The following is a 13,636-nucleotide window of genomic DNA, read 5'->3' on the forward strand; positions in this document are numbered from 1 at the left end:
CTGATGACAATATTTTTCAACAGCCTAAGGAATTTGAAAGATCAATGACAACTGACTATTGCTGTATTAATCAGATACACTTGCCATAAACTTTTCAAAATGCCTTTTTAATGGATAGCTGGCAATGATGATAAAGGCAGAGTTAAGCACTACTGTCGGCAAAAGTCGCAAAGAAGCAAAGTCTGCAAACGACAGATCGGTCTGATTAATCACTACGTTAATTTCATATACACCTATTTCAAGCAGAACAATCAAGAGTAATGAAGCCAAGCTGACCATCACGATGTTTGTCTGCAATATTCGCATTAATTTGGACATTAAGTAAGCGAGAATTGGAAAAGAAAACAGATAAATGCCTATGACGCCTGTATACACAATATCAAACAGCAAGCCAAAGATTACTCCATAAATAATTCCATATTTGCGTGAGCTGAACACAGTCAGAAATAGAATACTGATGATTAAGAAGCGCGGAACAGTGATTCTGTCGCTGCCAAACATTTCAGTCGGCAAATATTGCACAAATATACTTTCAAAAACAAACAGAAAAAGAAACAAGAATGGAAGAAGATATTTTCTCACTCCTCTTCCTCCTCTTCTTCTAGCGTACTTTGCAATTCTTCTTGAATTTCAGCTGACATGCTTGTAATTTTAGCAACCATGACATGACTGATATCATACAAGTCTGCGCCGGTTTCCAGATAAGCCGTTTGCGTAAGTCCGTATTCGGCATTTTCTACCTCAAGCACTTTCCCAATTGGCAGTCCTTCAGGAAACACACCGCCAAGACCCGAACTAATAACATTTTGACCTTCCTTCACTTCGGCATCATAAGGAATCTTCGTCATCATTAACAGCTTTTTATCTTTATCATAGCCTTCAATTAAACCAAAAACTTTCTTATTGTCCTCCGCCTGGATTGCTGCAGAAATCCGGTTCGTTGGATCCATAGAGCTTAATAACTGTACGGTTGAAGTAAAGCTTTGGGCATTCTTCACCTTACCGATTAATCCATTTGCCGTTATAACAGCCATATCTGCCTGAATGCCGTCATTTTCCCCTTTATTAATTATCAAATTCTCACGATAACGGTCAGGGTTTCTTCCGATCACTGTCGCCTGGATCGGTTCATATTGACTGAGTGCATCTTCTTTTCCGACAATATCCCGCAGTTCTGCATTGTCCTTTTTCAATCGCTGCACTTCAGCTTCAAGACTAGCAAGCTTGTCTAGCCGCGGCTTGAGTTCTTGATTTTCACTGTATGTATTTTGCAAGTCCTGCACATTTTCAATAAAGCCGGCAATATAATTTGTTGGGCCTGATAGAGCATTTTGCACAAATCCTGTCATATCCTTAAGGAATTGCTCCGGCCACGTAACCTTTTCGCGTTCACGCAAGGAAAAACCAATTAACGCCACAAGTACGATAATGCTGACAAGCAAAATAATCAGGCGCTTATTCAAAAAAAACTGTGGCATTTTGAACACCTCGATTTATTTTTTCGCATTAGCATGTATAAGGAAAAAGGCATCAGACCTGAAAAAGAATGATGCCATTCTATTTTCCTTGATTAACGAGAATCCTTAGCTTTTGTTTTAAACAGATCAATATGATCCAATGCTTTCCCTGTTCCAATGGCTACACAATCCAATGGGTTTTCAGCAATCAGCACTGGCATTTTTGTTTCTTCACTAATAACCTTGTCCAAATTCCGCAGCAGTGCTCCGCCGCCTGTAAGAACAATTCCGCGATCCATAATGTCGGCTGCAAGTTCTGGCGGTGTTTTTTCTAATGTTACTTTTACTGCATCCACGATTGCAGCAACGGTATCATTTAAAGCCTTTGAGATTTCTTCTGCCGTAATTTCAATTGTTTTAGGCAATCCTGTTAACAAATCGCGGCCGCGGATATCAATATTATCGACACCCTCTGGGTCACTGGCAGATCCAATTTCCACTTTAATCATTTCAGCAGTACGATCCCCGATCATCAGGTTGTACGTTTTGCGGATATAATTAATAATGGCATCATCCATTTCATCACCAGCAATGCGGATTGATTGGCTTGTTACAATTCCTCCCAATGAGATGATCGCAACTTCAGTTGTACCTCCGCCAATATCCACAACCATGCTTCCAGTCGGCTCCCAAACAGGAAGATTGGCACCAATGGCAGCTGCAAATGGTTCTTCAATCGTATAGGCGTCTCTCGCACCGGCCTGACGTGTTGCATCGACAACAGCACGTTCCTCAACCGCCGTAATGCCAGATGGCACACATACCATGACATATGGCTTGCCAGAGAACAAACCTTTATTTTTATTCGCTTGTTTAATATAATATTTCATCATAACAGCCGTTGTTTCGTAATCTGCAATGACCCCGTCCTTCATTGGACGAAGAGCAACAATATTTCCCGGTGTACGGCCGATCATATTTTTCGCGTCATTACCTACAGCCACAATAGCTTTTGTATCTGTCTGCAGGGCAACAACAGATGGCTCCCTTACAACAATTCCTTTTCCTTTTACATATACAAGTGTGTTAGCAGTTCCCAGATCTATTCCTAAATCTTTAGTTCCAATTCCAAACATAACAGTATCTCCCTTTCTGATACATATAACCTGTCCACTACCCGTGAACAATATAAGTCCATATCCCTCATTATATCATTTTATTACTGTGCATCTAAAAAATCATAAACAATATTATAGCCCAACGTCAAATAAAAACCTAGTGCTATAAATACCCTTTTTCCTTTAAGCTGACAAATTTATTTTCCCCGATAATAAGATGATCAAGCACTTCAATGCCAATTATTTTTCCGCACTCACCTAAACGCTTCGTTACTTCAATATCTTCCCTGCTGGGAGATGGATCTCCAGAAGGATGATTATGAACACAAATTACTGAAGCGGCAGAACGCTTTAACGCTTCTTTAAAAACCTCGCGCGGATGGACAATCGAAGCATTTAAGCTCCCAATAAAAACGGTTTGCTTGCTCAGCACCTGATTTTTCGTATTCAAATATAAGCATACAAAATGCTCCTGCGATAAAAAGCGCATATCATGCATGACATAATTTGCTCCATCCTCAGGAGAGCGGATGCTGTATCGTTCCTCATAAGTGAGATTAGAAATACGCCTGCCAATTTCAACGGCTGCAAGGACTTGAATTGCTTTGGCTGTGCCTATGCCTTTAATAGATGTAATTTCATCCAGCGTTGCATCCTTTAATAAGCGGAGGCCTTCAAAATGCTTAAGAAGACGATTCGATAATTGCAGAACAGATTCATCTTTTGTGCCTGTTCTCAGCAAAATAGCGATTAATTCATGCGTGGAAAGACTTTCAGGGCCTTTTTGAATAAACCGCTCCCTCGGCCTTTCGCTTTCAGGGAAATCTTTTATTAACAATGATTCCGAGTCCATCGTATTCCTCCCTTTGCTGGAGGGAGTTATGGAAATGGTGCCATTACATCGGGAGGTTAAAGCCAGCTTCTTTTAACTTGCGAACCGTTTGTGAAACAGGAAGGCCTACAACTGCAAAATAATCACCGTGTATTTCCTTCACAAGCATGGAACCAAATCCTTGAATTCCATATGCTCCTGCCTTATCAAAAGGTTCGCCGGTTTTTAAGTAGGCCTTTATTTCATCATCCGCTAACTCCCAGAATAATACTTTTGTTTCTGTAAAAAATGTAGTTGTTCCTTGTGGAGACACAATGGATACACCGGTAAAGACAGAATGCTGTTTCCCAGAAAGAGAACGAAGCATCGTAAAAGCATTATCTTCATCGTGCGGTTTTCCTAAAATGGCATCACCTAACACAACAACTGTATCCGCACCGATCACATACGAATCTTTATGATCCTGAAAAACGGCGTCTGCTTTACGTTTGGCGAGTTCCATGACAACCTCGGCAGGTTTTGTGCCAGGTTCAAAATTTTCATCAACATCACTGCTTTTGATTTCAAATGGTAGTTGAAGAATTTCAAGAAGTTCTTTCCGACGTGGAGAAGAAGAGGCTAAAATGAGGGTTTGCATGTAATCACCTTACCTTATGTTTTGTACCAGAATGGAGATACACTCTAATCGTACCAAACTTTGCAGAAGCAAACAATTTTTAATAAAGCTTTTGCAGAAAATCTTTATGAATTTCTACCTTTAGGCATAAAAAAAGAGCCTGTCACATAAAATCGAACAGACTCGAAAAAATTTCCCGGGAAAATTTTTCTCTAATAACATTTATAAAGCATCATACGCGGCTAAAAAAGCCAGCAGATGAGCTTGCAATTTATCTGAGGAGGAAGCATCAGGTTTGCTGACATATGCTTCAAATTGTGTAAGTGCCGAACTCAGCTCCTGTTTTAGAAGAATCAGCTTTTCCTGTTTGATCTGATCATCTGAAATAGCCATAAGGACTTCGCCTGCTGCGGCTGTATTTTCAGCTGTATCTGCAGGAATTTCAACTCCAGTAAATACAGCTGACGCACTTGCTGTTAAGCTTTTAAATAGAGCTGGAATGTGTTCAAGCAGCGCTTTTTCATCTTCTGTCAGCCCTTCAATGGTTGCCCCGCCGAAAGTGAGCTCTTTTGCAAACACTTGAAATCCTTGTTCTTTGAGCTTAGTCCCGGCGTCCTTTGCTTTTGTAAGATCAGCAGATACAGCAAGCAGAAGCGGATAATTGCCTTCGCCTTGAATATAAGAAGCTGGCACCCCTTTATCTATGCTCTTTTGCTGTTCTTGCTTAACACCTTCTTCTGTCGTAAATACTCCGCCTTGTACAATAAATGTATTTATAGCCCCGGCTTCAAACTGAATCGTACCAGCTGGCGCTCCTGGCTGTTCACCTGTTTCCTCTGAAGGTGTTCCAGCAGCTGGCGAAGCGGTTGCATCAGGTTCCGCAATCACTAGCTTTAATAGGATGAAACCAAAGCTTGTCCCAAGCAATACGGCGAAAAACACAGCAAAAAAGACCGTTGGCACATAACTCTTTGTTCCTTTCTTTTTCAGCCCTGCGTTAAAAACAGAGAAACCTTTTAGATTTTTCTTCTTTTCAGGAGCAGAAGCAATGTTAAATTCCTTCACTTCATTTTCAGGCCCTTCCTCAGGAAGAATCCAGTCAAATTTGTCGTCAGAGTCTGCCTCTTGAGCAGCTGCCGTCTGGAAGCTCGCAAAAGTCTCCATTGGTTCCTTTTTTTCCTGCAGCTTTTCCTCTGGATGATCTGTTTTCTTCACTTGAAATGGCCGGTCTTCTCCATTTATTTTAATGGTGATTGTCTTTTGTCCTTTTTGGTGTTCCACTGCTTGTCCTCCCATCCTGTCGATTTTTGAATGGTTACATCCTAACACAACAGCAAAAAAAAATAACAAGACTTTTGTCGTCTTGTTATGGGAGAGTTTCGTCAAATTTTTTATATTAGCTTTAATTCGGCAATATATTTGCTGTGATTAACTCGCTGATTGGAATGGCATTTTCTGCACCATTATAAGTGCAAAGGTTTTTCTCACTGCCTTTTAAACAGACAGCTGTGGCTGATTCTCCTGTTATGACAACATATGTATCATCAGATGGCTCTAACATGTCACCGCTATGGGGATCTTTAAACTCATCTATAAACTGCTGTTCTTCCAGCGCTTTATAAGAAACAGAAGCTTGAACGGTGCCTCCGCTTGTTAATTCGTGGCGAATATAAAAGTCAGCAGCTTCTTTCAAAGCAATCGCATTGCCTACAAAGGCCTGATCGCGTGCCTTTTGAATGACGTTTGTGATCGACATAACGGCAATCGCAGCAACAATGCCCAAAATAACAATCACAGCAAGGAGTTCAATTAATGTAAGTCCCTTTTCATTTAGTCTAGTGTGTATTTTGATCATGACTAGACCCCTCTTTTTCGACAGAAGTATTTTTTACAATGTGTCAACGGAGAGAGGAAGATCGCTATTAAAGCTTGTCACCATTGTATAATAGCAAATATCCCTCTTAAGGTGTATCATCTTCATCTTCTTCCGTTGTGAAGCGATTTAGCGGATCGCTTTTATTTGAACCATCTGGTGCGTCAACCGGCGGAAGCTCTGCCTCTAAATCTTCAAGTGCTGGATAATAATAGGCAGCAAGTGTGATTTCAAATGTGACATTGCTCGTATCCTGCTGAACAGAATATACTTCTTGAAGACCAGTAAAATTCAATTCTTCAATTTTAATAATCCGCTCCATAGACAATAAATTCTCAAGGAGCTTCTCTAATTCAAAATAGGAATCTGACTCTCCAAACAATGTTAGTGATGTTTTTTTAATGCCGTTTGGCAATGGAGTTTCCGGTTCTCCTGTTTCACTTGTTTCAGAATCTTCATCTACAATTTCCTCAGGATCAGCTTGCTCTTCCTCTGTTTCTGGATCATATTGTACTGTTCCTTCTTCACTGATCAAATCAATATTTTCATCTTCCTGTGTTCCATTAAGCTGTATTTCATTAATAGTTGCATCCGAAACAATTTCAGCTTTTTCCACATTTAAAAGAAGCTGATCTAAAAGACGCTTAACAGGCACTTCTTTTTGCAGTTCCATCGTATTTAAAACGGTCTGCTCACTATTTTGAGTTAACGTATTATCGATAATGTCAAGTTCCTGTCTTGCCATGTCAAGTTCAGTGTTCTTACGGTCAATCTGATCGTTTAGCGGCAAAATAAATAAGTAATAAAGCCCGAAAGTGAGTATACCGATTAAAACAATTCCCAGGAAGACAAAGCCTAGCTGTTTTTTTGAAAGCTGAACATTCATGGTGAAGTGCCTCCTTCATCCTGGTCACGATCTTGCTCATCATTTTCTGCTTGAGCCGCCTCTTTTAAAGCAGGCACATTGATTCTCATCTCGTAATTGGCAATATACCTTGGAACAATATCATCACTAACAGCAGATTCATTTTCCTGGTCGGTTAAGTCAGCAGTTTGTGCTTCCGTAAGCACAGCTTCCTCTATCCACTGTACAGATGTCAGCAAGCTTAAATAGTATGCAGCTTCTGATTTTGTATCAAATTGAACCTGCTGATTGACTGCATGATCTTCATTCATTTCAAACTCGCTGATAAAGCCCCGTTCAGGCAGAAGTTTTGTCAGCTCCTGCAGCATATAAACTACATTATAAGGCTGCTGATCTGCCCAAGTTATTGCATTTTGTAAGTCTGTTACAGAATTGGAGGACTGATAGTTTTCCAGCTTTGCCCGTTTTGCCTCCAGCAGCTCTGTTGTTTGCGCCAGCTGCTGCTCAGTATCCGCAATAGACTGCTTCCGGTCCTGAATGATAAAAAAGAAAATCGCAGCTATAATCAACACAATCAAGATAGAAGCTAGAAGAACGATATAAGAAGCTTTTGTTTTTTTCTCTTTTTGCGGAAGCAGATTAATATCGACTAACATCTTCTACACCTCTTTTAAAGCTAATCCGATATTCAAATAAAATGATGGAAGCTCAGCATCTTGCCCCGAATCTATCACATCATTTTTCAATGTTAAAACAGGTACAGAATAGCGATTCTTCATTTCTTTAAAAACCTCGTCAAGATAAGGATGATCACCGTCGACAACGATCTTCGTAATCTTCTTTTTGCCTTGCGTCAGTGAAAATTGATAATAATCCTGAACCCGATCGATTTCTTTATAGCTATCCATTAGCGAACTGCCCACATCATTTGCAGATCCTGAATAATGAAGCTTTCTGCCGCCGTTCTCAGACCTGACCGTATCCCATTGTGATGCATCAATATCCAGCTTTAAATGCCGCATAATGATCGGAATATGATTTTCAAATATACTGACATTTACCGTTGTAAGATCATATTGAACGAGCATCAAGTTTTCATTCGCATTTGCCATATCGAGCTTATGGTACAGTCTATAAAGAGAAAGTGCTGATAAGTCTGCTGCTGCCGGCTTTAGCTTTACCTCTTCCAGAATATCTGTATACTCAGCCACTACACCTTCAGGTGCGGCAAAAAGCAGTACTTCCTTGCGCTCATTGTTCTGCTGAGGCAAAGAATAATAATCAAATATTGGATCCTCAAACGGAAGATGAATCGTTGCACCAATTTCCATAAATAAATAGCCCTTCAGTTCATCTTCATGCACATCGGCAGGAATTGCTATTTTCCTCATGACAATGAATGGATCTGGCACTAAAAAGGTTACTTGCTTGTTTTTTAGCTTCCATTCATTCACACATTCTTCTAAAATGGCTATTAATGTTTCACTATCCTGAATTCTGCCTTCCTTAATCAATCCACTAGGAATAAACCGTTCTTCTAAACGCTGGATGTGCAGTTCTCCATGTGACTTTACTTCAGCTAAACGAATAACATGATCCTTAATGATCAGGCTAATATTTGATTGTTTTCCCAGCTTCAAACGAAAGGCCATTTTCAAAACTCCTTATAATAGTGAATGCAAATACCAGGTGATAATGTCATTGCCAAAAAAATAAGCTGCTAAAGCACCAATCCCGATAAAAGGACCAAAAGGAATCGGATTCCCTCTTTTAAGTTTGCCAGTAAGCAAGCCCACTACGCCAAAAACAGCTCCTATTAAAGTTGCGATAAAGAATGATAATAAGACTAGTTTGACTCCAAGTGCTATTCCGAGTACGCCATATAGCTTAATATCGCCGCCGCCCATGCCGCCTTTACTGATCACGGCAATAAAAAGCAGCAGACCAAATCCGACTGCAGCACCAGCAATTGAATCCCACCATGGAGTGAGCGGAATAAAAATACGTTCAGCTATTAAGATGATTGCAAATACAAGCAGGATTTTATCTGGAATCAGCATGTATTTAATATCGGTGATCCAGATGATGACGATAAGAGAGATAAGCGTCCAGGCAATCAATAATTCCGCACTCCACCCCATAAGGAGCGGCGCTGCCACAAACAGCAATCCTGTCATCAATTCAATTAGCGGATAAACGAGCGAAACAGGTGCCTTACAGCACCTGCATCTTCCTCGTAAAAATACATAAGATAAAACTGGGACAAGCTCAAGCGGCGTGAGAACATGTCCACACTTTGGACAATGCGACCGCGGCTTTACAATTGACTCTCCGTTCGGGACCCTCAGGCCCACTACGTTGTAGAAGGAGCCGAGGAGGAGGCCGTATATGAATACTAAAAAGAACATTTTTTTAGTTACCAGAGAATGTTAATAATTCTTGCTCAGTAACTTCTGTTGCTGTAGCACTGTCTTTAACAATAGGAGCAGCATCATGGTTTGTGATTTTATAATCAAACTTTCCAGAAGTCGCATCCTTTGAAACTGTTACAGTAAAAGTTTCATCTTTAACGTTGTCTAGATAAGATTCAAGATCATCAAAATCTAAAGTTGTTGCTGTTGGGTTAGTAGTTACATACATTTTAGCTGAGCTAATAATTTGCACAGCTTCTGCTACTTTTGCATCATTTTTTGTCTTATTAATCAAACCACCAATACTAGGTATAGCAATCGCAGCAATAATCCCTAAAATAACAATAACAGCAAGAAGCTCGATTAGTGTTAAACCTTTTTGATTTTTTAATGTGTTTCTTAGTTTTTGAAACATGTTCATTCTCCTTAAAATGTGAATTTTATGTTACTTTTTTACTAGTCTCATTATAACAGATTCATAGATTTGTGCTAGTAGGAAATTGTTTGAAATTGTAAAACTTTTGTATAGTTAACCAACATGATTAAAGATCTCAAACATCGGCACCATGATAGATGTAACTATTGTTCCGACAATGCCTGCCAGGAAGACAATCATGATTGGTTCAATAAGAGATTTCAGGCGATCTGTTGCACTTTCTACTTCTTTTTCATAGAAGTCTGCTACTTTTGCGAGCATGGCATCAAGAGAACCGGTTTCCTCACCAATTGCAATCATCTGCGAGACAAGGGGAGGAAAGACCCAGTGCCTGCGCATTGGCTCTGTTAATGAGCGGCCTTGCTCTAAAGAATCTCTCGATTGGCGAATTACTTTTGCAATGACTTCATTTTCAACAATATTTTCGACAATGGTCATTGCCTGCAGAATGGGAACGGATGAAGTAAATAAAGAGCTCAATGTTCTCGTCATCCGGGCTAAAGCTGCTTTTTGAAAAATCTTTCCGAAAATCGGCATTCTTAATAGAAAATAATCTAAATAATATTTTGATTGTTTATTATTGCGAATAACGATAATTCCTACGAAGATTGCGATAAAAAGCAGTATAACCAGCCACCAGTATACCTGCATCAGTTCACTGGACTTCAAGACAAACTGAGTGATCGCTGGAAGCTCCCCGCCAAAATCCTCAAACATTTCAACAAAGGTTGGGACCACTGATACAAGCAAAAAGATGACAACCGCAACAGCAATGATTCCTACCACAATAGGATATGCGAGAGCTGAGACGATTTTTTGCTTTGTAAAATGCTGCTTCTCATAATGAACTGCTAGTCTTTCAAGCGTATCATCCATATTACCGCCCACTTCACCAGCACGAATCATATTAATAAACATACTTGTAAAGATCTTCTTATGCTTCGCCGCTGCCTCAGAAAGCGGATTTCCTTCCCTCAGGTCCTGTTCAACAACCTTTAAGGCTTTTCGCAGTGCTTTGCTTTCCGTCTGTTCGGAAAGAATGGCGGTCGATTCGACAACAGACACGCCAGCCTTAAGCAAAGTCGAAAATTGACGCAGATAGATGACAAAGTCTTCAAGCTTTACAGGATTGCCGATCGTAATATCCTTAGTCAGGACCGTTTCAGGCAATTCCTGAAAATCCATGACACGAATGCCATTTTCCCTCAGCTGAACCACTGCCTCACGTTTTGAAGAAGCGGTGATGACACCTGACTTATTTCCTTTTCGGTCTCTTCCGCTGTATTTATAACGAGGCATCTTATTCCACCTTCTCAACTAAATAAGGGTTCGCGAGTTCCTTTGAAATTAAACCAGCCTGATAGAGCTCTTTCACATTGGTCTCCAATGTATGCATGCCCTGACTCCTAGATGTTTGCATTACATTCACAATCTGATGGATTTTTTCATTGCGAATAAGATTAGCGACAGCCGCATTATTGAGCAGAATTTCCGTTGCCGCTTTTCTGCCTTGTCCATTAACAAGCGGAAACAAGCGCTGCGAGACAATGGAAACTAGCACAGAAGCAAGCTGAATGCGAATCTGATCCTGCTGTGCCGGCGGAAAGACATCAATGATCCGGTTAATGGTTGCAGGCGCACTGGATGTATGCAATGTTGCAAACACTAAGTGTCCTGTTTCTGCTGCGGTTATAGCCGTTTGGATCGTTTCAAGATCTCTCATTTCTCCTACTAAAATGACATCTGGATCCTGTCTGAGTGACGCTCTTAAACCATTCGCAAAGTTATTCGTATCAAAGCCAACCTCACGCTGATCTATGATACATTTTCCATGCTTATGCAAATATTCAATGGGATCTTCCAGTGTAATGACATGCTTGCGCATGGTCTGATTCATATAATCAATCATTGACGCAAGCGTGGTTGATTTCCCGCTGCCTGTAGGTCCTGTAACCAGTACAAGTCCCTGCGGCTTTGCTGCAATTTCTTTTAAGATCAGCGGCAAGTCCAGTTCATCCATTGAAGGTATTTTCGTCGGAACCACACGGACTGCAAGTGCCACACAAGAACGCTGATGATAAGCATTGACCCTAAAACGGGAAACGCCATGCAGGCCATAGGAAAAATCCAGCTCGCCATTTTGCTTAAATGTATTCCAGAGATGATCCGGGATTACCGCTCTTGCCATGCTTTCAGTATCTGCCGGCAGTAGCGTATCTTGCCCGTAGCGTTTTAAATCTCCATTGATCCTCATGATTGGCGGTACACCAACCGTCAGATGAATATCTGATGCTTTTAGCTCAAAGCCTGCCTTCAGAAGCAAATCAATTTTATTTACCATATCGTTTTACTCCTAATCAGGTAGTGCTACTCTTAGCACCTCTTCTGTTGTTGTGATTCCTTGCTTGATTTTGATTAATCCATCATCAACAAGGAAGATCGTTTTGTTTTTAATGGCAATTTCTCTTAATTTCGAGAGAGATTCACCATTCATAATCACACGGCGCATAACATCATCTACAACTAAAACTTCATGGATCGCGACACGGCCTTTATAGCCAGTCATATTACAGGATGAACAGCCGGCACCTTTTACAACCTGATCGATTTTCATGCCTCTTTTGGCAAAAATCTCAATCTCCCGTTTTGAAGGCTCCATTGTTTTTGCACAGTCTCGGCACACTCTGCGGACAAGCCGCTGTGCCACGACCCCGCTCAATGAAGAGGCGACAAGGAAAGGCTCAACACCCATGTCTACTAATCTCGTAATCGTGCCAATCGAATCATTTGTATGCAGGGTGCTTAACACGAGATGTCCTGTTAAGGAAGCACGAATGGCAACTTCCGCTGTTTCCTTATCACGAATCTCCCCAACCATGATAATATTCGGGTCTTGACGAAGGATGGCCCGCAGACCAGCAGCAAACGTCATTCCCACATTTGAGTTCACATGAATTTGATTAATGCCTTCAAGCTGGTACTCAACAGGATCTTCGACTGTTATAATGTTCACTTCTTCGCTATTAAGCTTGTTTAAAGCCGCATATAAAGTGGACGATTTACCGGAACCTGTTGGCCCTGTTATTAGAACAATCCCTGTTGGTTTTTCAATCATATCGGTAAAACGCTGAAGATTCACCTTGTTAAAGCCCAGTTTATGAATGTCATTCAGCGTACTTCCAAGGTCAAGAAGACGCATAACAATTTTTTCACCATAGACAGTAGGCAATGTGGATACACGCAAATCAACCGGGTGGAAATCCAAGTTCATCTTGATTCTGCCGTCCTGAGGAATCCGATGCTCTGTAATATCAAGATTCGCCATGATTTTGATTCTTGCTGTAAGGACACTTTGCATATGCTTAGGCAGCACTCGCTCTGTTCGGAGTATGCCATCCACACGATAACGTATAACTACCTTTGTCTCCTGCGGATCAATATGCACGTCACTCGCCTTTACAACAGCGGCATTCGTTAATACTTGGTTAACTAGACGGACAATCGGAGAATCCTGGTCAACGATTTTCTCTTGTTCTACTTCCTCTGTATGTGCAGGTGAAGTTCCGAATAACTCCTCAAGCCCTTCATCCATATCGTAGTATTTATTGACTGCACGCAAAATATCATCTTTTGTTGCGATCGCTGTTTCGATTTGGAAGCCGGTTGATAGACGAAGATCATCAATGGTATAAAAGTCCATAGGATCGGCCATCGCTACGTATAACTTATCTCCATCTTTTTTCATTGGAATGATTAAGTTGCGTTTCGCCATATCTTTTGGAACAATACTAAATAGATTCGTATCAAATGGATAACGGTACAAGCTTACATGTGGAATGCCAAGCTGAAATTCCAATACTTCGATCAGCTGCTGCTCTGTCACATATCCGCGCTGCAGGAGGGCATCTCCAAGCTTTTGTCCGCTGCTCTTTTCTTTAAGCGTCAGCTGCAGCTGTTCTTCCGTAATTAACCCTGCATCAACGAGCAAGTCTCCTAATCTTTTACGAACTTGAGTCATCTATATCCCT

15 protein-coding genes are annotated in these 13,636 nt (G+C 40.8%); all 15 read right to left on the reverse strand.

Annotated elements, in window-relative coordinates:
* Positions 1–66: 66 nt before the first annotated feature.
* The 15 genes from mreD to F7732_RS08410 all read right to left on the reverse strand — a co-directional run bounded on the left by mreD (position 67) and on the right by F7732_RS08410 (position 13,626).
* Positions 67–582 carry a rod shape-determining protein MreD gene (mreD, locus tag F7732_RS08340; RefSeq protein WP_151573418.1) on the reverse strand — a complete coding sequence of 172 codons (516 nt, stop codon included), beginning with the start codon at positions 580–582 and terminating at the stop codon, positions 67–69.
* Entirely contained in the window at positions 579–1,478 is a 900-nt protein-coding gene (mreC, locus tag F7732_RS08345; RefSeq protein ID WP_151573419.1) for a rod shape-determining protein MreC, read from the reverse strand. Before mreC ends, mreD begins: the two co-directional genes overlap by 4 nt.
* A gap of 92 nt (positions 1,479–1,570) precedes the next feature.
* Positions 1,571–2,593: a rod shape-determining protein gene (locus tag F7732_RS08350; protein WP_066443160.1), complete on the reverse strand. Its 1,023-nt coding sequence runs from the start codon at positions 2,591–2,593 to the stop codon at positions 1,571–1,573.
* A 145-nt stretch (positions 2,594–2,738) separates the two neighbouring features.
* Positions 2,739–3,428 carry a RadC family protein gene (gene radC, locus F7732_RS08355; RefSeq protein WP_151573420.1) on the reverse strand — a complete coding sequence of 230 codons (690 nt, stop codon included), beginning with the start codon at positions 3,426–3,428 and terminating at the stop codon, positions 2,739–2,741.
* A gap of 43 nt (positions 3,429–3,471) precedes the next feature.
* Positions 3,472–4,044: a Maf family protein gene (locus F7732_RS08360; RefSeq protein ID WP_151573421.1), complete on the reverse strand. Its 573-nt coding sequence runs from the start codon at positions 4,042–4,044 to the stop codon at positions 3,472–3,474.
* A gap of 201 nt (positions 4,045–4,245) precedes the next feature.
* Positions 4,246–5,304: a hypothetical protein gene (locus F7732_RS08365; protein WP_151573422.1), complete on the reverse strand. Its 1,059-nt coding sequence runs from the start codon at positions 5,302–5,304 to the stop codon at positions 4,246–4,248.
* A 121-nt stretch (positions 5,305–5,425) separates the two neighbouring features.
* Positions 5,426–5,878, reverse strand: coding sequence for a type II secretion system protein (locus tag F7732_RS08370; RefSeq protein WP_151573423.1), 453 nt, complete (start codon positions 5,876–5,878; stop codon positions 5,426–5,428).
* Between the two features lie 106 nt (positions 5,879–5,984).
* The gene (locus tag F7732_RS08375; protein WP_240056568.1) at positions 5,985–6,782 is read right to left on the reverse strand and encodes a pilus assembly protein PilO; all 798 of its coding nucleotides are present in this window, start codon (positions 6,780–6,782) and stop codon (positions 5,985–5,987) included.
* Entirely contained in the window at positions 6,779–7,417 is a 639-nt protein-coding gene (locus tag F7732_RS08380; RefSeq protein WP_151573424.1) for a fimbrial assembly protein, read from the reverse strand. Before F7732_RS08380 ends, F7732_RS08375 begins: the two co-directional genes overlap by 4 nt.
* A gap of 3 nt (positions 7,418–7,420) precedes the next feature.
* Positions 7,421–8,413, reverse strand: coding sequence for a type IV pilus biogenesis protein PilM (gene pilM, locus F7732_RS08385; RefSeq protein WP_151573425.1), 993 nt, complete (start codon positions 8,411–8,413; stop codon positions 7,421–7,423).
* 12 nt (positions 8,414–8,425) lie between these two features.
* Entirely contained in the window at positions 8,426–9,169 is a 744-nt protein-coding gene (locus F7732_RS08390) for a prepilin peptidase (RefSeq protein ID WP_151573426.1), read from the reverse strand.
* A gap of 4 nt (positions 9,170–9,173) precedes the next feature.
* Positions 9,174–9,587: a prepilin-type N-terminal cleavage/methylation domain-containing protein gene (locus tag F7732_RS08395; RefSeq protein WP_151573427.1), complete on the reverse strand. Its 414-nt coding sequence runs from the start codon at positions 9,585–9,587 to the stop codon at positions 9,174–9,176.
* A 114-nt stretch (positions 9,588–9,701) separates the two neighbouring features.
* On the reverse strand, positions 9,702–10,907 hold the full coding sequence (locus F7732_RS08400; RefSeq protein WP_151573428.1) for a type II secretion system F family protein: 1,206 nt from the start codon (positions 10,905–10,907) through the stop codon (positions 9,702–9,704).
* Position 10,908: 1 nt separating this feature from the next.
* A complete protein-coding gene (locus F7732_RS08405; protein WP_151573429.1) occupies positions 10,909–11,949 on the reverse strand; it encodes a type IV pilus twitching motility protein PilT in 1,041 nt (346 codons plus the stop codon).
* 12 nt (positions 11,950–11,961) lie between these two features.
* A complete protein-coding gene (locus tag F7732_RS08410) occupies positions 11,962–13,626 on the reverse strand; it encodes a GspE/PulE family protein (RefSeq protein WP_151573430.1) in 1,665 nt (554 codons plus the stop codon).
* Between the last annotated feature and the right edge of the window lie 10 nt (positions 13,627–13,636).

Source organism: Bacillus mesophilum, from assembly GCF_008923265.1.
Classification (GTDB): Bacteria; Bacillota; Bacilli; order Bacillales; family Cytobacillaceae; genus Cytobacillus; species Cytobacillus mesophilum.